We start from the raw sequence: 18,903 nt of genomic DNA, 5'->3' as shown, positions 1-18,903 counted from the left end.
GCGCCAAACCGATGGGCGCGGCGTTGCCAAGGGGTTAGTAGGTCCGCGCGGCAATGCTCCCGAAGGTCGTATTCCTGGAATCGGGCGAAGGTCGGCACATGGCGCAAAGCAGAAGAGCCAGACACGGCTTCAAGGCGACCCAAACCTACTCCGCCGGCAGCTTGCTCCCAGCTTCCCCCACCCAGGCGATGATCTCGGTCAACACCTGGGTGTTGGCCGCGTCATAGGCCTGGACGATGGCGCCGACCCGGTTGTTCGAGGCCTTGACCCGGGTTTGGAAGACCTTGTCGCCGAGCAGGGCGCGATCGCCAGTGCGGGTCATCACGGCGCGGATCTCGACCAGCACCTCGGGCGCGGCCTTGGGGCCGTCGACATAGTCGGCCTCGAACGAGCGGACCTCCAGGCGCAGGGCCATAGCCGCCTTGGCCGTCTCGCCGCGGGTGACCAGGCGGGCCGGGTTGGACTCGGCCTCGAAGGCGCGGGCCACCGACTCGTCGAACAGCACGATGGCCGGCGACACCCAGCGGGCGCTGGCGATGTAGGCCGCCTCGCCATCGGTGACGGTCAGGATCCTGTCGCCCATCGCCGCCCGAGTGAACACGGTCGGTGTCTTGAACACCCCGAAGGTCTTCTCGGACGTCGACGCGGCGGCGGGCGGCGAGCCGTGGCCGAACCGGTAGAGGCCCGACGGGTCGGCCTTGGGGAACAGGCTGATGCAGCCGGACAGGGCCAGGCATAGGGCCAGGGCGGGGGCGGCGACGCTCAGCGAGCGCAGGGCGGGGCCCGAGACGCGCACGGGGGGGATGCTCATGGCTTGACCTCCACTTCCTTGGCCGGGGTCTTGCTGACCAGGCCGCGCGGGTTCTGCTCGACCTCGCCGACCAACCGGTCCAGGGACTCGGCGGCCGACTGCAGGGTCACGACGGCGGCCGACAACTGCGGCAGGCCGGTGGTGGCGAAATCGGTGGTCGGACCGTCCAGCTTGCCGACCATGCCCCGGACGTCCTTGGCCGTGGCCTTCAGCTCCTCGGCGGCGTCGCCCAGGTTCTTCAGGGTGCGCTTGGCGTCGCCGTCGACCAGGCCTTTGGAGCTATCCGACAGCTCGCCAATCTTCGACGTGGTGGCGTCGATGCTCTGCAGGGCCTTCTGGGTGTCGGCGATGATCGCCTTGCGCTCCCGCAGTTCGGCGGTGACCGACTGGACGTCGCTGACCGCGGCGCTGAAGGTCTTGACGTTGTCGTCCGACAACACGCGGTTGATGCGGTCCAGGGCCTCGATGGTGCGGGTCAGCACCGTGCCGCCGCCTTCCAGCAGGTCGGACAGGGCGCTGCGCTGGCTGCGGATCACCGGGACCTCGCCGCTCTTGACGGTGCTCTTCAGCAGCGGCTTGGAGGGGGCGCCGGCGGTGATCTGCACATAGTTGACGCCGGTGATGCCCTGGGGCTCGAGCGTGGCGTAGCTGTCGGTCTTGATCGGCACGTCGGAGGTGACGCGGACCCGGGCGATGACCCGGTTGGGGTCGCTCTTGTCCAGCGCGATCTTGGTGACCTCGCCGACCTTGATGCCGTTGAAATGCACCTCGCCGCCGTCCGACAGGCCACGCACCGGGCCGACGAACAGCACGTCGTACAGGTCGTAGTCCTGGCTGAAGCTCAGCTTGGCCAGCCAGACGACGAAGATCAGCAACCCCATGAACAGGATCAGGGTCGCCGCGCCCACCAGGGCGTAGTTGGCGTTTCTTTCCATCAGCGCGTCCTCGACGTCGACGTGGGGGGCATCGACGGGGGGGGCGTCGACTTGCCGGCGGCCGCGCGACCGCGCGGTCCCATGAAGTATTCTTTGATCCAGGGGTGGTCGGACTTTTCCAGGTCGCTCGCGGGCCCGGCGGCCACGACCTTCTTGTCGGCGATCACGGCGATGCGGTCGGTGATGGCGTAGAGGGTGTCCAGGTCGTGGGTGATCATGAACACCGTCAGGTCCAGGCTGTCGGACAGGTCCTTGATCAGCTCGTCGAAGGCCGCGGCGCTGATCGGGTCCAGCCCGGCGGTCGGTTCGTCGAGGAACAGCAGTTCCGGGTCCATGGCCAGGGCCCGGGCCAGGCCGGCCCGCTTGCGCATGCCGCCCGACAGCTCGGCCGGCTTCAGGCCGCCCGCTCTTGCTGGCAGGCCGGACAGGGCGATCTTCAGGTCCGCCAGCTGCTCGATCTCGCGCTTGGGCAGGCGAGTGTGCTCGAACAGCGGCGCGGCGACGTTCTCGCGCACCGTCAGGTTGGAGAACAGCGCGCCCTGCTGGAACAGCACGCCCCAGCGCCGTTCGATCACGCTCCAACGCCGGCGCGAGGCGACCTGCATGTCCTGGCCGAACAGCTTGACCGAGCCGCCGTCGGGGGCCTTCAGGCCGATGATGGTGTTGAGCAGCACCGACTTGCCCGCGCCCGAGCCGCCGACCACGCCCAGCACTTCGCCGCGGTTCACCGTCAGGTCCAGGCCGTCGTGGATGACCGCCTCGCCGAACCGCGACACCAGGCCCTCGATGCGGATCGGCGGCGCGGTGGCCGTGGAGACCGCGTCCTCGCCAGGCTCGACGTCGCCGGCGGTCATAGGTCCAGCTCCATGTAGATCAGGGCGAAGACCGCATCGATGGCGATGATCGCGAAGATCGCGTGGACCACCGCCGCCGTCACCCGGCGGCCCAGGGATTCGACGTCGTTGCCGACCTCCATGCCCTGGCGGCAGCCGATCGCGGCGATGACCATGGCCATGACCGGGGCCTTGGACAGGCCGATCCAGAAGTGCTGCACGCCGACATAGTCCTGCATGCGCTGCAGGAAGAAGCCGGGCGACAGGTCCAGAGCCGTCCACACCACCAGGATGCCGCCGGCCAGGCCCGCCAGGGTGGCCACGAAGGTCAGCAGCGGGATGGTGATCAGCAGGGCGGCGAAGCGCGGCAGGACCAGGGCCTCGTAGGGATCGACCCCCATGACCTGCATGGCGTCGATTTCCTGGTTCATCTTCATCGAGCCGATCTCGGCCGCGAAGCTGGAGGCCGAGCGGCCGGCCAGCAGGATGGCGGTGATCAGGATGTTGAACTCGCGCAGCACCGAGATGCCGATCAGCTCGACCGAGAACACCTGGGCTCCGAACTCGGTCAGCAGGTTGGCCCCCAGCAGCGCCACGACCGCGCCGATGAAGAAGGTGGTGGTGGCGACGATCGGGATGGCGTCCAGGCCGGCCCGTTCGGCCAGCGCGAACACCGGCGCCCAGCGGATCCGGCTGGGCTTGGCGATGCAGCGGCCGATGGCCACCAGCAGATGCCCCAGGAACGCCAGGGTGCTGTAGCCGTCGTCGGCCAGGCCGAACACGCCGCGGCCAATGCGCTCCAACAGGGCCCGGAAGCCCCGCACGGGCGGGATGATCTCGGGTTCGACCTGGATGGCGTCGCCGACCAGCTTCAGCAGGCGCAGCGTCTGCTTGCGCGCCCTGATCTTGCCGGCCGTGATCCGGCCGTCGGCGGCGCGGATGATCGCGTAGGCGCCCGCCGTGTCGCAGCGGGTGACCTCGCGCAGGTCCAGGTCGACGGCGTCGGAACCGTCCATGGCCGTGATCAGGCGCTCGCCGGCGTCGACCATGCCGCGGGCGGTCCAGTCCCCCGAGAGCACGGCGGTGCGATGGCCGTTGACGTCCTCGAAGGTGAAATCAGCCGGAACGCCCATGAAGCCTTGCAGGTCCCTCTTTTCCGACTGCCGACCGGACCCTAGCAAAAGGACTCACCAAGCCCAAGCGCCGTAAGGCTTGGCTTGTCGCGGGCCAGTGATAGGCGGGCGCGCGGCGCCGCGCCAGCACGGTCGTCACGCTTCCGCCCCATCGGCGCCCGGTTCCTGGGCGAATAGAGCCGACCGATGTCGCCAAAGCTGCGTTGTGTAGCGCCGGGGCGTCGGGTTGTTCTAGAAGGCGCCCATGTTTTCGAGTTTCGTGAACCGGCGCGCGGCGCTCGGCAAGCTCTCGCTGTCGGCGGTCCTCGCCCTGGCGCCCAGGCTGGCAGCCGCCCAGACGGCGCCGGCCGGCGTGGAGAACGTGATGAGTGAACCGTTTTCCGTCGAGATCCTCCAGGATCGCGCCCGCGCCCTGGCCGCCGCGCCCTACAGCCCGCCGCCGGCGGCGCCGTCGCTGTCAGGCTTGACCTACGACGAGTATTTCCGCATCCGCTTCCGCTCGGACCACGCGCTGTGGAAGGACCGGACGCCGTCGTTCCGGGCCGAGTTCTTCCCGCCGGCCTATCTCTATCCGCGCCCGCTGCCGCTCTACGAGGTCGCGGCGGGCCTGGCCCGGCCGATCGCCTTCGACCCGGGGATGTTCGACTTCCCCGGCGAGCACGCCGACGTGGCCAAGGCCTGGAGCGGCTTTTCCGGCTTCCGCCTGCTGTGGCCGCTGAACGAGGCCGACAAGCTGGACGAGGTCGCGGTGTTCCAGGGCGCCAGCTACTTCCGCAGCCTGGGACGCGGCCAGCGCTACGGCCTGTCGGCGCGCGGCCTGGCCATCGGGGCCGGCGAGCCGAACGAGGAGTTCCCGGACTTCACCAGCTTCTGGCTGGAACGTCCCCAAAACAATAGCGGGGCCATCGACGGCGACGCGGTGGTCGTCCACGCCCTGATGAACAGCCCCAGCTGCGCGGGGGCCTACAGCTTCACGATCCGTCCGGGCGAGGACGTGGTGTTCGACGTCGCGGCCGCGGTCTTCCCCCGGGCGACCATCGCCAAGGCCGGAGTCGCGGCGATGAGCAGCATGTTCCTGTTCAACGTCGCCGATTCCCCGCCGGTCGACGACTTCCGCACCGCCGTGCATGACAGCGACGGCCTGGCGATCTGGACAGGGCAGGGCGAGCACCTGTGGCGGCCGTTGCAGAACCCCAAGGCCCACCGGCTCAGCAACTTCCCCGACGAGAACCCCAAGGGCTTCGGCCTGGTGCAGCGGGCCCGCAACCTGGAAGACTTCGGCGACCTGCAGGCCCGCTACGACCTGCGGCCCAGCCTGTGGGTCGAGCCGCTGGACGCCTGGGGCAAGGGCGCGGTGCACCTGGCCGAACTGGCGACGACCAAGGAGACCGACGACAACATCGCCATCTTCTGGCGTCCGGAGGCGCCGTGGACGGCGGGGTCGCGGGTCGACCTGCGCTATCGCCTGCACTGGGGCCAGGAACGCTTCGCTAGTCCGGACGCCCGGGTGTTCCGCACCCGGACCGGGGCCGATAACCAGGCGGGCCTGCGGTTGTTCACCGTCGATCTGCAGGGCGGGGCGCTGGCCGAGGGGCTGGACGGCGTGGCGCTGGAGGTCAAGGCCGACGGCGGGACGGTGGTCTGGAGCGACCTGTCGCCCTATCCGGGCGAGGCCTCGGCCCGGGCCGCCTTCGGCCTGAAGCCGACGGCCTCGCAGGCCGAGCTGTCGCTGCGGCTGGTCCGGGGCGGCCAGGCGATTTCCGAGACCTGGCGGTATCTCTGGACAGCGTAGAACTTATTCGGGCCTGAAGGCGGACTTGTCAGACGACGCACGCGCGGAACCCCTCCCTCTCTCTCAGAGAGAGGGAAACATAAAGGCCGACGCCCCCCCACCAAACGGCCCCGCTTCAATCTTGGTTAATGAATTCCCGTCACGCCTATCGCCGTAAGAAAAACAGTGACTCGGGGCCTGTCGCATGAGCGTCAACCATCAGCTCGACCAACGCCTCAGCTTCATGCGGTTCGATCACCGGTCGCGGGCGGCGTTGCAGGCGGCCAAGCCGGTGCTGGACGAGGCGATCCCTTCGGCGCTGGACGGCTTCTACGAGCAGCTTCGCGGTTTCGCCGAGACCCGCGACCTGTTCAAGGGCGGGCGCGGGGAAAGCGCCCAGGCGCGCCAGGTCTCGCACTGGAAGCGGATGTTGTCAGGCGACCAGGGCGTCGACTACCTGCAAGCGGTCGAGCGCATCGGCCAGTCCAACGCCCGCGCCGGCCTTGAGCCGCGCTGGTCGATCGGCGGCTACGCCCTGGTCATCGAGGGTCTGATCCGCGCCGTGCTGGCCAAGCGTCCCAAGGGCGGACTGTTCGGCGGCGGGCGGGGCGACACCGAGGGCGCCGACCAGGTCGTGGCCCTGACCAAGGCCGTGTTCCTCGACATGGACCTTTCCGTGTCGGCCTATTTCTCGGTCCTGCTGGAAGAGCGCGACCGTCTCGAGGCCGACCGCCAAGCGGCCGACCGCCAGCAGACGGCGGCGATCGCCGCGCTGGGCGCGGCCCTATCGCGCCTGGCGGCCGGCGACCTGTCCGTCCGCGTCGAGGGCGCGCTGTCGCCGGAGTTCGCCAGCCTGAAGAACGACTTCGACAATGCCGCCGCTTCGCTCGACCGGACCATGGACGCCGTGACCCGGGCGACCGCCGGCATCCGGGCCGGGGCCGACGACATCGCCCACGCCGCCGACGACATCGCCCAGCGCACCGAGCAGCAGGCCGCGACCCTGGAACAGACCGCCGCCGCCGTCGAGCAACTGACCGCCACCGTCGACCGCACCGCCCAGAGCGCCAAGCAGGTCTCGGCCCGGGTCAGCGAAGCCGCCGCCGACGCGCAAGCTTCCGGCGCGGTGGTGACCCGCGCGGCTCAGGCCATGACCCAGATCGAGACCTCGTCGGCCAAGGTCTCGCAGATCCTCGGCGTGATCGACGAGATCGCCTTCCAGACCAACCTGCTGGCCCTGAACGCCGGCGTCGAGGCCGCGCGAGCGGGCGACGCGGGTCGCGGCTTCGCCGTCGTGGCGCAGGAGGTGCGGGCCCTGGCCCAGCGTTCGGCGGACGCGGCCAAGGAGATCAAGACCCTGATCGCCGATTCCAGCCGTCAGGTGGGCGAGGGCGTCGACCTGGTCGGCCAGACCAGCGAGGCTCTGCGCGGCATCGTCGAGAAGGTCGGCGCCATCGACATCCTGGTCGACGAGATCGCCGCCTCCGCCAACGAGCAGGCCTCCGCGCTCGGCCAGGTCAATGTGGCGGTCAACCAGTTGGACCAGGTGACCCAGCGCAACAGCGCGATGGTCCAGCAGTCGACCGAGGCCACCCACGCCCTGCGCGCCGAGGCCGCCGACCTGTCCAACCATGTGGGCGGCTTCCGCACCGGATCGGCCGTGAGTTACGCCCCCGCGCCGAACGACAACCCGGTCCATCAGGCGCGGGCCCGCGTCGCGGCCTTTGCCCGCCCGGGGCGCTGATACCCTGGACGGACTGGCGGGCGTCAGACGCGCCAGAGCTTGCGCGCTTCCTCGGCGATCAGTTCCGGCTGCTCCTCGGGGAAGAACAGCTTCACGTCCTCGACGAACCGGACGCCCTGGGATTTCGGGAAGGTCTGGTCGAGCCATAGCGCCCCCGAGTCCGGGAACAGTTCGTTGTTCCTGCCCCAGACCATGCGCACCGGCTTGGCGAAGGCCCGCAGGCCTTGCTCGGCGGCGGGAAGCGGATTGGGCAGCATGGCGATCGCGTATCCCTGGCCTTGCCGCCGCCGCTTGTCGGAGCTGACCAGCGGCCGGAGATAGGTCTCGAGCACCTCGTGCGTGAGGATCCTGTCCGGATGCGCATAGCCGCGACCGATGCCCTGGTCGGACCGCGCGAAGCCGTTGTCCGTCAGGTGTCGTTCGAAGAAATCGTCCAGCTCGTCCTTCTTCGCCAGGTCGATGGCCCCCAGGAAGGCCTCGGGAGGGCTGTTGGCGCCCACGTCGCCGTTGGTGAGCAGCAGTGTCCGCACCCGTTCGGGATGGGTCGCGGCGATCAACTGGGCGACGCCCGTGGCGCTGTCGTTCGAGATGATGTCGGCGTGCGGAATGCCGAGCTTGTCCATCAAGGCCACGACCATGGCGCCCTGGGCGATCGGCGACAGGTCGGCGCCGGCGGGGAGGTCGCTGTAGCCGAGGCCCAGCAGATCGACGGCGATGCAGCGGCGATGGCCGGCGAGCCGCGCGATCGGGCCCCGCCATTGGAAGCCGTTGAGCGGATAGCCGTGGAGAAAGATCGCGGCCGGTCCCGTCCCGCGCTCGACATAGGCCACCCGGCCGACCTCGAGATCGGCGAACCGCCGGGCCGCGTGGAACTGGGCCGGCGTCCATTCGGGTTGGACGGCGGCCCGCGCCATGACCGGCGCCGCCGAAAGGATCGCCGCGCCGCCGGCCGCGCCCTGGATCAAGAGTTCACGTCTGTTCATGGGCTCCTCGCGACGCAACGGATTTGCGCCGAGGGTCGGTCAAGCCGTTTCCATCTTCAACGACGCGGCGGATCATGTGGATATGACCTCGCGGGTCATGGATGCCAGAACCCGAGTAAGGTCATTGATACGCTGACCTCCAGGAGCGGTGATCGACATGAGATCTTCGGACGCGGCGCGAGCCCGCGAGACACGTCCGCCGATCGGCGTGTTGCTGCGCGAATGGCGGGCCGTACGACGCCTGAGCCAGATGGACCTGGCGCTGGAGGCCGACCTGTCGACCCGGCATCTCAGCTGCATCGAGACGGGCAAGTCCCAGGCGAGCCGGGAGACGATCTCGCGCCTCGCCAACGCGCTGGGCATGCCGCTTCGCGAGCGCAACGCGCTGCTGCTCGCCGCGGGCTATGTTCCCAGATATTCGGAGAACACGCTCGTCACGCCGGCCCTGGAGCGGATGCGCCAGGCCATCGAGCTGATCATCAAGCACCAGGAGCCCTATCCGGCCTTCGTGATCAATCGCCACTTCGACGTGCTGATGGCCAATGACGCGGCGGTCCGGGTCAACCGGCTGCTGATGAAGGGGCGCGAGAGCCCCCACACCAACCTGCTTCGCCAAGTGTTCGATCCGGACGACTTCCGGTCGGTCATCGTCAACTGGCCGGAGGTGGCGGAGAAGTTCATCCGCCACCTTCACGAGGAACTCGCCGCCGCTCCCGGCAACCAGACGGCCCAGAACCTCCTGAACGAGGTGCTGCGATATCCCGGCGTGCCGGCCCGCTGGCGCTTCCGCGACGTCGAGGTCGAGCCATCCCCCGTGCTCACCCTGGTGTTCAAGAGCGACGAGGGCGAGCTGCGCTTCTTCGAAACGATCACCACCTTCTCCACGCCCCGCGACGTGACGCTCGATGAGTTGCGGATCGAGTGCGCCTTTCCGGCCGACGACCACACCGCCGAGGTGTGCGCCAGGCTCGCGAGGTCCGGGACGGCCTGACGGGCCGCGCGGGAGGCCTCGAGCTTGTGCGGATTCATGACCTCCGGGGTCATGGCCAAGCGACCGGGGCCGTAGAAGACTGCGCCCGACGCCCGCGACATCCCTCGCCGGGGGATTCAACGGGGTTGAAGAAACGTGCGGCCATTCGTCCTGCTATCGGCGCTGATCCTGACCCTGGGCGTCGCCGCGCCCGCCATGCCCGCGACGCCGTCTCCCGAGCCGGCGAGCCAACTGGATCATGTCTTGCTGTGGGGGCGCGACATCGATCAGGTCAGCGCGATCATGGCGGTCAAGCTTGGCTTCCAGGTCCGGCCGGGCCGCGCTCCTGGCGGGGTGGCCAATCGCTATGTCCGCCTGGCCGACCGCGGCTATATCGAGCTCCTGGGCGTCACCCGGCCCAATCCGGACATGGATCCCGGCATGCTCGCCGACCAGGCCTCGCTGAAGGGCGGCCCGGGCGCGCGCTCCGTCGGGGTGCGGTCCTCGGCGCTCGACCAGGTTCACGCCCTGCTGAAGGGCAAGGGGCTGGCGGTGACGCCGGTCTTCACCGCCTCGGCCAACGATCCCGACGGCGGCGGCCCGACCAAGCCGCCACGCTGGCGCCTCTTCGCCTTCGAACGACCGCCGCTTTCCAGCACCCTGTTCTTCATCGACTACGCGCCCGACAAGACCGATCCAGCCAGCGTCGCGGACGACCGGACAGCGCGCCAGCACCCCAACGGCGCGCGGACGCTGTCGGCGTTCTGGCTGCTGTCATCCGACGCCGACGCGGATCGCAAGCAGCTCGAGCGGTTGGGTTTCACCGGCGCGCTACCCGTTCGAATCCCGCAAATCTCGGCGCGCGGCTACTGCATACCGGTCGGCCCGAACGGCGTCCTGGCGCTGGAGCCCGACGGCCAGGGGATCGCCGCCGATGCGCTGCGCGAAGGAGGGCCCCAGGTGCTCGGCGTCAGCATCGGCGTCGCGGACGTCGACGCGGCGAAGCGGCGGGTCGAGCGCGGATACGAGCAAGTGCTCGCCGGCTACAAGGGCGTGTGGGGAGACGCCTTCCTGGCCCCCACCCGCGACGACCTGGGTATGTTCATCGAGTTTCACGCCCTGCCGGGGACGGCGGGTTCGAAGACCTGCGGCGAGTTCAAGCGCTAGGAGCTGTGGACAGTAAGCGCTGGTTGCTGAATTCCTCATCCTGAGGCGCCCTCCAACGGAGGGCCTCGAAGGACGCACGGCGCTTCCTGGACCAAACCGCTCAACTGTCCACAGAGCCTAAACCCTTCGGCGGGACCGAGGCCGAAAGCCCTATCCCTTTCCCGGGGCCGCCGTGGACGCCCGGTGGATCAGCGTGAACGGCAGCAGCTCGTCGCGCGGCGGCGTGGCCTCGGCGGCGCTATGGCGGGCCACGCCGTTGATCAGCATCCGCGTCGCCAGGGTCGACATCTCGACCAGCGGCTGGCGCACCGTGGTCAGCGGCGGCCGGCTGAGGCGTGAGACCGGGCTGTCGTCGAAGCCCGCCACCGACACGTCGCCCGGCACGCCGAGGTCGGCCTCGGCCGCCGCCGCCAGGGCGCCCAGGGCCATTTCGTCGGAGCTGGCGAAGATCGCCGTCGGGCGGTCGGGCAGGGCCAGCAGGGCCGCGGCCGCCTCGTGGCCGGACTCGAAGGTGAAGTCGCCCTGGCGGATCCACGCCTTGTCCATCTTCAGGCCGCGCGCCTTCATGGCGGCGACATAGCCCTCGCGCCGCGCCTGGCTGGCGCCGTAGCGCTTGTCGCCGGTGATGAAGCCGATCCGCCTGTGGCCAAGGTCGGCCAGGTGTTCGGTCATTTCGCGGGCGGCGGCGACATCGTCCATGTGCACGCGCGGACCCGGGCCTTCCGGCTTCTCGGGGCCCAGGCGCACGTAGGGCGTGCCGGCCTTGTCCAGCAGTTCCAGCACCATGTCGTTGTCGCAGCTGGGCGGGGTGAGGATGACGCCGTCGGGCTTCAACGCGCTCAGCAGGGCGGCGATCTCCTGGCGCACCTTGGGGCCGTCGTGGTCGATCAGCTCGACCAGCAGGTGATAGCCGGCGCCCCGGCATTCCAGGGTCGCGCCCAGCTGGATGCGCTGCAGGTAGTCCGAACCACGCTCGCTGCGCCAGTGGTCGAGGGTCAGGGGGGCGTCGGCGAACACGGCGATCACGAACGAGCGCGACCCGGCCAGGCTGCGGGCCGACAGGTTGGGGGCGTAGCCCAGCACGCCGGCGGATTCGAGCACCCGCTCGCGCATCTGCGGCCGCACGTTGGGCTCGTTGTTCATGACCCGGGAGACGGTCTTGATCGACACCCCGGCGCGCGCCGCCACGTCGTAGATCGTCACCGACGCCATGGGCCCGCCAGGTCAGGTTTGCTTGGACTCATCTCCATGGAGCCAACCTAGTGCAAGTTCGCCGCTCAAGGCGACGTTCGCGATTTAAAAAAGTGCGCCGCCAGGCGGGGCCCGAGGGGACGGTGTGTCGGTCTTGGCTTGTGTCGCCCCGCGCGCGAGGTCAGTGTCGCGCCAATCGCGGCGGCAGACCGCATGATGCGGGGAGGCGTGATGACGGCGGTGGGGGTCGAAACGATCGACAGGGCGAGACCGACACGACCGGTGAAGGCCGGCTTCATCGCCGCCTTCACGGTCGCCCAGATCGGCGCCTATGTCAGTTTCATGCCCCTGTTCCAGGTGCTGCTGCCGCTCAAGGCCGCGAGCATCGATTCGGTGAACAAGGCCGTGGTGCTCAGCCAGGTCGCGATCTGGGGCTCGGTCGTCGCCAGCCTGGCCAACCTGCTGGCCGGGGCGATCAGCGACCGGACCACCTCGCGCTTCGGCCGTCGCCGCCCGTGGATAGTCGCCGGGGCCCTGGGCACGGTCGCGTCCTATCTGATGATCATGGCCGCCGACAGCACGCTGGAGCTGATGGCCGGCGTGGTCTGCTTCCAGCTGGCCTTCAACATGCTGTTCTCGGCCCTGCTGGCGGTGCTGCCCGACCGGGTGCCCGACGCCCAGAAGGGCAGGGTGGCGGCCTTCCTCAGCCTGGGCCATCCGATCGGGGCGATGGCCGGGGCGGTGCTGGTCGGCGGCCTGCTGGTCGGCGAAGGCGCGCGCTACCTGACGATCGCCCTGGTGCTGCTGGTGGCCATCGCGCCGTTCGCCTTCAGCCTGAACGACCCGCCGCTGCCGGCCGGCGAACGGCCGCCGCTGCGCTGGCGCGGCTTCCTGGCCGAGCTGTGGATCGATCCGCTGAAGCATCCGGACTTCGCCCTGGCCTGGGTCAGCCGGTTCATGGTGCTGGTCGCGATCACCCTGACCCAGGGCTACATGCTCTACTACCTGCAGGACGCGCTGCACTATACGCAGCTGTTCCCCGGCCAGCGGGCCGAGCAGGGCCTGGCCCTGCTGACCACGGTCGCCACCATCGCCAACGTCACCTGCGGCATGGTCGGCGGCATGCTTTCCGACCGCCTGCGCCGCCGCAAGCTGTTCGCGGCTGGCGCGGCCCTGACCCTGGCGGCGGCGATGATCACCTTCTCGCTGACGCCGGGCTGGCCGATCGTGGTGCTGGGCTTCCTGATCTTCGGCTGCGGGGCAGGGTGCTACTACGCCGTCGACATCGCCCTGGTCAGCCAGGTGCTGCCCTCGCAGAAGGACGCCGGCAAGGACCTGGGGGTCATCAACCTGGCCAACACCCTGCCCCAGGCCCTGGCGCCGATGCTGGCCCTGTGGTTCCTGGGACCGGCCCACGTCAACTACCACGCCCTCTATCTGGTGGCGGCCGGGCTGGCGGCGGCTGGCGGACTGGCGATCCTTCCGATACGGGGCGTGCGGTAGCGAGGTTTTTTGGTTCGACGCATTTTCTTCACGCGAACCGGAATCCACTTCGCTTGAAAATGCTTTGACGCCGAGGGCCCCGTGGCCGACCTGATCCCCATCGACGACCCGAACGACCCCCGCGTCGCCGCCTATCGCGACATCAAGGAGCGCGACCTGGTCGGCCGCCAGGGCCTGTTCATCGCCGAGGGCGAGACGGTGCTCCGGGCCTTCGTCCGCGACGCGCCCCAGCGGGTGGCCTCGCTGCTGATCGACGGCAAGCGGGCCGACAAGCTGGCCGACCTGTTCGCCGGCCTGCCGGAGGACGCGCCGGTCTATGTCGTCGGCCAGGCGGTGCTGGACGCCATCGCCGGCTTCCACCTGCATCGCGGCGTGCTGGCGGTGGGCGCCAAGCCGGAGCCGCTCGCCGCCGACGCCCTGCTGGCCCGCGCCGGCCGGACGGCGGTGGTGCTGGTGCTGATGGGCATCGCCAACCACGACAATCTGGGCGGCATCTTCCGCAACGCGGCGGCCTTCGGCGTCGACGGGGTGATCCTCGACGGCGATTGCTGCGATCCGTTCTACCGCAAGGCTATCCGTGTCTCGAGCGGCGCGACCCTTAGCGTGCCGACCGCCTGGTTGGCGCCGGGCGAGGACGTTGTCACCTTGCTGGAGCGGCACGGCTTCCAGGGCTTGGCCCTCAGCCCAGCGGCGGACGAGACCTTGGCCCGGCTGACCCCGCCGGCCCGCTCGGCCGTGCTGCTGGGCGCCGAGGGCCCGGGTCTGTCGGCGGCGGTGATGGCGCGGGTGCGGACCATCGGCATCCCGATGGCCGGCGGCTTCGATTCGCTGAACGTCGCCACCACCAGCGGCATCGTGCTGCATCACCTGCGGTTCGCGGAGGCTATGGATCCTACGGACAGCTAGTCAGCTCGGAGCTTCGAGAGCGTCTTCAATTCAACAAGCTTCGTCATCCCCCGCTTTATGCGGGGGACCCAAGCGGCATCAAACATGGCGTCAGGCTCGGCTTGGGTCCCCCGAACAAGTCGGGGGATGACGACCGTGAGAGCTCCTAGCCAGCGGCATGTGATGACACCGGTGACTTGCCGCGACCGAACCCCCACCCTACGGTCGCCAAAAGTCGCTTTGGGAGGTCGCATGTTGAACCGTCGGGGAACCCTGGCCAGCCTGACCGGCGGCTTGGTGGCGTCGATCCTGGCCACCGCGACCCAAGCCAAGGAGACGCCGATGGACCCCACCGAAGTCCTGCCCCTGTGGCCCGGCGACCCGCCCGGCGCGGCCGGCGTCACCGTGGTCGAGACCGTCACCGAGCGCGGCGACGCCAAGGGCCTGCGCGACCGCGCCGTGACCCACACCCGCAAGCCGACCCTGACCGTGTTCCGTCCGGCCAGGCCGAACGGCGCGGCGGTGGTGCTGGCGCCCGGCGGCGGCTACCAACGGGTGGTGATCGACAAGGAAGGCTTTGAAACCGCCCGCTGGCTGGCCGATCGCGGCTATACCTGCTTCGTCCTCCTCTACCGCATGCCCGGTGACGGCTGGGGCGCGGGGCCCGACGCGCCGCTGCAGGACGCCCAGCGCGCTCTGCGCCTGGTGCGCTCCAGGGCGGCGGCGATGGGGTTCGACCCGGCCCGCGTGGCGATCATGGGCTTTTCGGCCGGCGGGCACCTGGCCGCCAGCCTGACCACCCGCTTCGACGCCAAGGTCTATGAGAGCGTCGACGCCGCCGACGCCCTGTCGGCCAGGCCGGACCTCTCGGCCCTGATCTATCCAGTGATCTCGATGGTCGAGGGGCCGGCCCACGCCGGTTCGCGCGCGCAACTTCTCGGCGCGACGCCGACGCCGGTGCAGATCGCGCTCTATTCGCCCGACCAGGGCGTCACCGATCGCGTCCCGCCGGTGTTCCTGCTGCACGCCGCCGACGACAAGACCGTGCCGGTGGCCAACAGCCTGATGATGTTCACCGCCCTGAAGGCCAAGGCGGTTCCGGCCGAGATGCACGTCTTCGAGGAAGGCGGCCACGGGTTCGGCCTGCGCGGCATCGCCGGCAAGCCGGTCGCGGCCTGGCCGGGCCTGTTCGAGACCTTCGCCAAGCGGCACGGGATTTGAGTGAAGAACGACGGTGCCGATACCGGCATAATCTCGAGATTCTCGTTTAGGATAGCCGACGCTTCCCCAGACTATGCTTCACCGCTCATAGCGAGCTGCCATGTCCGAGCCACGCAAGCATCACTACCTTCCGGAATTTTACCTTAAGCGCTGGGCAACCAACGGAGAGGGTAAGGTTTGCGTTTATCGCCGCCCGCACGGGATCGTTGACGTCAGATGGCTGCATCCTGCTGGGGTGGGCTTTCAAAAAGACCTTTACACTATCCCTAGCCGCGCAGACCCGGTCGCGCGCCAGGAGATGGAAACTGGGTTCATGACGCCAATCGATACCCAGGCCGCCAACGCTCTGGCCTACATTGCGGCCCACGGCGCCCGCCCGCCAAATCTAAAGTTGCAGCAAGGTTGGTCTCGATTCGTCCTTTCCTTGCTCTATCGCCATCCTCGCCAAATCGAGTTCATCCGGACCAAGGTGCGCGAGAACGACGAAACGACTTGGAGCGATCTTGAGCGGAATTACGACGCCATTCGTGGACCGGACGATCCTTCGACCTACCGCGAGTACCGTGAGACCACCGGCAAGGCGATCTGCGATGAGACCGAAGCCCAACTCATTCGATCGATGATCGATAGCGCCTGGATTGGTGACCATCTTACGCGCATGCATTGGAACTTCATCACACTAGAGCAGCCCAAGCACGGACTACTGACTAGTGACGACCCGGTGATGACCTCAAACGGTGTCGGCAACAGAGATGGCTTCGTCATCGTCCCGGTTGGTCCGAGGACATTGTTTTTGGCAGTCAACGACCTTGAGGTACGGGACGCGTTTGCAAAGGCCCCCCATAAACTTGAGCGAGCCTTCAATGACGCCACGGTCAACCAAGCTGAAGCGATCGTGGTGGGAGCCAATGAACACCATCGGGCTTTCGTCGATCGACGCCTGGGGCGCGCTATTAGAACCAAGGAGAATGGTTGGAGTGAGGAAACCCGTCGACAAGTTTGGGCTTCGCCAATCATTTTCTCCGACGACGTCTTGCTGAAACCACGCCGTGTGCGTCGAGCACCGCACTAGTAGCGGCTGCGCAAGGCTTGGGATGCCAGCCGTCGAGGGCTAGGTTCTGTGGGCAGTTGACGATCTTGGGCTGAATTCCTCGTCCTTCGACAAGCTCAGGATGAGGAATTCTACTGAACCGCCCTACAAGTCGCCCTCATCCTGAGCTTGTCGAAGGACGAGGGCGGCCGCACGGCGCCAAACGCCCAACTGTCCACAGCGCCTACGGCGCGCAGTCCTTCTCCGCCCAGCGCTTGCGCTCCTCCTCCAGCGCCTTCATCCAGCGTGACCGCAGCACCCCCGGCCGCTGGCCGTGCTTCTCGTCGAGGAACTCGGCGCCCTCGATCCGGTCGGTGCGGAAGTTGCGGAAGTCGTTGCGCAGCTCGCACCAGCCGACCAGCAGGCGGACGGTGTCGCGATAGCCGACCGTCACCGGCCAGATCACCCGCTGGCTGACCGCGCCCTTCTCGTCGCGATAGTCGAGGCGGATCTTGCGGCCGGCATGGATCCAGGCCCGGGTCTGGGCGATGTCGATGCCGTCGGGGAGCGGGTTCCAGGCGGGCGACGCGCCGGTCGCGGGCGTCAGCACGAACGGCCGCAGCTCGTCGGGCACGGCCGAGGCGATCTTGGCGATCAGGTCGCGGGCGGCGGTGGCCAGCACCGGGTCTCCGCGCCCGGCGACCCACTGGGCCCCCAGCACGGCGGCTTCGATTTCGTCGGGTGTCAGCATCAGGGGCGGCATGTCGTATCCGGCCTCCAGCACATAGCCGACGCCCGCCTCGCCGCGGATGGGCGCCCTCTGACCGATCAAGGCGGCGATGTCGCGATAAACGCTGCGTTTGGAGGTCTCCAGCTCGGCCGCCATGGCGTCGGCGGTGACCGGCGCGCGGTTGCGGCGGAGGATCTGGATGATCTGGAAAAGGCGTTCGGCGCGTCTCATGGGGCCACTCTGATCGACCGATGCTGACAGCATGCTGGCAGCAGCATGGCGGTAGCGTCCGATTGTCGCAACACACCAGGGGAGACCACGATGATCACGCTCTACGCCGCCGGCCCCGCCTACGGCCTTCCCGAGGGCAGCCCCTATGTCACCAAGACCGAGATCCACCTGAAGATGGCGGGCCTCTGGTACCAGAAGGTTCCCGCCCATCCCGAAACCTCGCCCAAGGGTCAGCTTCCGTGGATCGACGACGACGGGGTCAGGATGGCCGACTCCACCTTCATCCGGGCCTATATCGAGCGCAGCTACGGCGTCGACCTGGACGCCGGCCTGAGCAAGGCCCAGCGCGCCCAGGCCTGGGCGATCGAGCGGATGGTCGAGAACCACCTGGGCTGGGCCAGCTGCCACTTCCGGTTCTTCGACGACGGCAACTTCGCCAAGGGACCGGCGCGCTGGTTCGATGGCATGCCCGGCGAAGCGCGCGCCGAAGCGATCGACGGCCTGCTCGACGCCGTGCAGGCCAACCTGAAGGCCGTCGGCATCGGCCGCCATTCGCCCGACGAGATCGTCGAGCTGGCCGCCTGGTCACTGACCGCCCTGTCGGAGATGCTGGGGAACAAGTCGTTCATGATGGGCCACCGGCCCACCAGCGTCGACGCCATCGTCTTCGCCATGCTGGCCCAGATCCTGACACCGTTCTTCGACTCGCCGATCCGTCGCCGGGCGGAAAGCTTCCCCAACCTGGTGGCCTATGCCGAGCGGATGATGGCCGGCTACTATCCGGAGTTCGCGCCCCAGGTCTGCCAGGCGGCTTGACGTCGAAGGCCTCGCCGAACCTTTCGGCGAAGCCTCCGCGCGCCCAGTTAGAAAACGCCGAATTCCTGGATCGCGCAGGCGGGCAGGGGCGCGTTGGGGACCGCCTGGGCCGGGGCGTAATAGATCGTGACCTGCTTGCCCTGGGAATAGGCCAGCATCAGGGCGGAGACATAGGCCTGATAGTTGGGATGCGTGGTGTCCACGTAGAGGATTCCGGCCGCGCATTCGGTGGGCGCGTTGTCGAGCGAGATCCGGAACGGCAGGTTGCCGGGCGACGACAGGAATAGGCCAGTGATCTTGCCGGTCCTGGCCAGGGCGTTGGCTTGGGTCGAGGCCAGCAGGATTGGTAGGGCCAGGATGACGGCGAGTGCTTTGAACATGATATCCTCGGGAGAGCGGCTGAAAGCCGGATCATCCCGGGGGAGCTTGACTATTGCAATCGAAGGCTGTCGGCGGCCGTCGCGGCCTTAGTGCTTCTTCTTCTCGGCGTCGCTCGCCTGGAAGTCGTCCTTGCGGTCGGGGTCGTGGGCGTGGTGGACGTCGGTCTCGCCCCCGCCGCCGGAGACCTTGCTGTGGCGGCTGTAGCGATCGGCGTCGTCGGCGTCCTTGACCGTGCGGTCGGGGCGCGCCTGCTTGGCGTTCTCGTGGCTGGCGCCGGGACCGCCCCAGCGGTCGGCGGCGGGGTTCTTGTCAGGCATGGTCAGCGATCCTGCACGTTGCCGGAGCGGCTGGTGTTCTGGGCCAGGTTGCCGTGACGACCCTGCTCGGACAGGTTGACGTCGGCGTTGCCCGGATCGGGCGACTGCAGATCGTCATGGCCGCCGCGGCCGGCGATCTCGGGCTTCTGGCCCTTGAAGGCGCGTTGTTCGGGGGGAATGGGCGGAGCCTTGGACATCGGTTTTCTCCATGTCTGCCCTTCTGAACCGATCCCCGGGGCGCGTGGTTCCTA

19 protein-coding genes and 1 pseudogene are annotated in these 18,903 nt (G+C 68.6%); 10 read left to right on the top strand and 10 right to left on the bottom strand.

The window, feature by feature from the left end; translation table 11 throughout:
• Positions 1-145: 145 nt before the first annotated feature.
• Genes ASD79_RS07595 through ASD79_RS07580 form a run of 4 tightly spaced genes read right to left on the bottom strand, consistent with a single transcriptional unit; the run spans position 146 to position 3,712 of the window.
• Positions 146-811 (bottom strand): ABC-type transport auxiliary lipoprotein family protein, encoded by a 666-nt coding sequence (locus ASD79_RS07595; protein WP_156400411.1) that lies wholly within the window; start codon positions 809-811, stop codon positions 146-148.
• Complete coding sequence (locus tag ASD79_RS07590; RefSeq protein ID WP_056720435.1) at positions 808-1,746, bottom strand: MlaD family protein; 939 nt, start codon at positions 1,744-1,746, stop codon at positions 808-810. The genes ASD79_RS07595 and ASD79_RS07590 overlap by 4 nt, the downstream gene beginning before the upstream one ends.
• Positions 1,746-2,600: an ABC transporter ATP-binding protein gene (locus ASD79_RS07585; RefSeq protein WP_056720434.1), complete on the bottom strand. Its 855-nt coding sequence runs from the start codon at positions 2,598-2,600 to the stop codon at positions 1,746-1,748. Before ASD79_RS07585 ends, ASD79_RS07590 begins: the two co-directional genes overlap by 1 nt.
• Positions 2,597-3,712: an ABC transporter permease gene (locus tag ASD79_RS07580; RefSeq protein ID WP_056720433.1), complete on the bottom strand. Its 1,116-nt coding sequence runs from the start codon at positions 3,710-3,712 to the stop codon at positions 2,597-2,599. The genes ASD79_RS07585 and ASD79_RS07580 overlap by 4 nt, the downstream gene beginning before the upstream one ends.
• Before the next feature lie 244 nt (positions 3,713-3,956).
• Between ASD79_RS07580 and ASD79_RS07575 the strand changes: the two genes are divergently transcribed.
• Complete coding sequence (locus tag ASD79_RS07575) at positions 3,957-5,504, top strand: glucan biosynthesis protein G (RefSeq protein ID WP_056720432.1); 1,548 nt, start codon at positions 3,957-3,959, stop codon at positions 5,502-5,504.
• Positions 5,505-5,688: 184 nt separating this feature from the next.
• On the top strand, positions 5,689-7,227 hold the full coding sequence (locus ASD79_RS07570) for a globin-coupled sensor protein (protein WP_056720431.1): 1,539 nt from the start codon (positions 5,689-5,691) through the stop codon (positions 7,225-7,227).
• A gap of 23 nt (positions 7,228-7,250) precedes the next feature.
• Here ASD79_RS07570 and ASD79_RS07565 read toward each other — a convergent pair whose 3' ends face one another.
• Positions 7,251-8,210: an alpha/beta fold hydrolase gene (locus tag ASD79_RS07565; protein WP_056720430.1), complete on the bottom strand. Its 960-nt coding sequence runs from the start codon at positions 8,208-8,210 to the stop codon at positions 7,251-7,253.
• A 157-nt stretch (positions 8,211-8,367) separates the two neighbouring features.
• On the opposite strand from ASD79_RS07565, the gene ASD79_RS07560 reads away from it, so the two are divergent.
• Together ASD79_RS07560 and ASD79_RS07555 are read left to right on the top strand one after the other, a co-directional pair.
• The gene (locus tag ASD79_RS07560; RefSeq protein ID WP_056720429.1) at positions 8,368-9,201 is read left to right on the top strand and encodes a helix-turn-helix domain-containing protein; all 834 of its coding nucleotides are present in this window, start codon (positions 8,368-8,370) and stop codon (positions 9,199-9,201) included.
• A gap of 135 nt (positions 9,202-9,336) precedes the next feature.
• Complete coding sequence (locus tag ASD79_RS07555) at positions 9,337-10,347, top strand: VOC family protein (RefSeq protein ID WP_056720428.1); 1,011 nt, start codon at positions 9,337-9,339, stop codon at positions 10,345-10,347.
• A gap of 150 nt (positions 10,348-10,497) precedes the next feature.
• On the opposite strand, the gene ASD79_RS07550 is transcribed toward ASD79_RS07555, so the two are convergent.
• Complete coding sequence (locus ASD79_RS07550) at positions 10,498-11,559, bottom strand: LacI family DNA-binding transcriptional regulator (RefSeq protein ID WP_056720427.1); 1,062 nt, start codon at positions 11,557-11,559, stop codon at positions 10,498-10,500.
• 210 nt (positions 11,560-11,769) lie between these two features.
• Here ASD79_RS07550 and ASD79_RS07545 point away from each other — a divergent pair, with 210 nt between their 5' ends.
• From ASD79_RS07545 to ASD79_RS24975, 5 genes and pseudogenes are all read left to right on the top strand, one after another.
• Positions 11,770-13,041 (top strand): MFS transporter, encoded by a 1,272-nt coding sequence (locus tag ASD79_RS07545; protein WP_056720426.1) that lies wholly within the window; start codon positions 11,770-11,772, stop codon positions 13,039-13,041.
• 81 nt (positions 13,042-13,122) lie between these two features.
• A complete protein-coding gene (locus ASD79_RS07540; protein ID WP_056720425.1) occupies positions 13,123-13,947 on the top strand; it encodes an RNA methyltransferase in 825 nt (274 codons plus the stop codon).
• Positions 13,948-14,178: 231 nt separating this feature from the next.
• Complete coding sequence (locus ASD79_RS07535) at positions 14,179-15,147, top strand: alpha/beta hydrolase (protein WP_056720424.1); 969 nt, start codon at positions 14,179-14,181, stop codon at positions 15,145-15,147.
• Positions 15,148-15,247: 100 nt separating this feature from the next.
• A complete protein-coding gene (locus tag ASD79_RS23160) occupies positions 15,248-16,219 on the top strand; it encodes a DUF4238 domain-containing protein (RefSeq protein ID WP_082584841.1) in 972 nt (323 codons plus the stop codon).
• Between the two features lie 72 nt (positions 16,220-16,291).
• Positions 16,292-16,386, top strand: a pseudogene (locus ASD79_RS24975) (hypothetical protein); the annotation flags it as partial.
• Between the two features lie 35 nt (positions 16,387-16,421).
• On the opposite strand, the gene ASD79_RS07525 reads toward ASD79_RS24975, so the two are convergent.
• Positions 16,422-17,138, bottom strand: coding sequence for a YafY family protein (locus ASD79_RS07525; RefSeq protein ID WP_056720422.1), 717 nt, complete (start codon positions 17,136-17,138; stop codon positions 16,422-16,424).
• A gap of 90 nt (positions 17,139-17,228) precedes the next feature.
• On the opposite strand from ASD79_RS07525, the gene ASD79_RS07520 reads away from it, so the two are divergent.
• On the top strand, positions 17,229-17,954 hold the full coding sequence (locus ASD79_RS07520; RefSeq protein WP_056720421.1) for a glutathione S-transferase family protein: 726 nt from the start codon (positions 17,229-17,231) through the stop codon (positions 17,952-17,954).
• A gap of 47 nt (positions 17,955-18,001) precedes the next feature.
• On the opposite strand, the gene ASD79_RS07515 is transcribed toward ASD79_RS07520, so the two are convergent.
• From ASD79_RS07515 to ASD79_RS07505, 3 genes are all read right to left on the bottom strand, one after another.
• Positions 18,002-18,334 (bottom strand): hypothetical protein, encoded by a 333-nt coding sequence (locus ASD79_RS07515; protein WP_056720420.1) that lies wholly within the window; start codon positions 18,332-18,334, stop codon positions 18,002-18,004.
• Between the two features lie 87 nt (positions 18,335-18,421).
• Positions 18,422-18,652, bottom strand: coding sequence for a hypothetical protein (locus ASD79_RS07510; protein ID WP_200952287.1), 231 nt, complete (start codon positions 18,650-18,652; stop codon positions 18,422-18,424).
• A 2-nt stretch (positions 18,653-18,654) separates the two neighbouring features.
• Positions 18,655-18,849 (bottom strand): hypothetical protein, encoded by a 195-nt coding sequence (locus ASD79_RS07505; protein ID WP_056720418.1) that lies wholly within the window; start codon positions 18,847-18,849, stop codon positions 18,655-18,657.
• Between the last annotated feature and the right edge of the window lie 54 nt (positions 18,850-18,903).

This window comes from Caulobacter sp. Root655 (assembly GCF_001427665.1).
Classification (GTDB): domain Bacteria; phylum Pseudomonadota; class Alphaproteobacteria; order Caulobacterales; family Caulobacteraceae; genus Caulobacter.
Note: the sequence above shows the minus strand (reverse complement) of the source record. Positions and strands in the feature narration are given on the sequence as shown.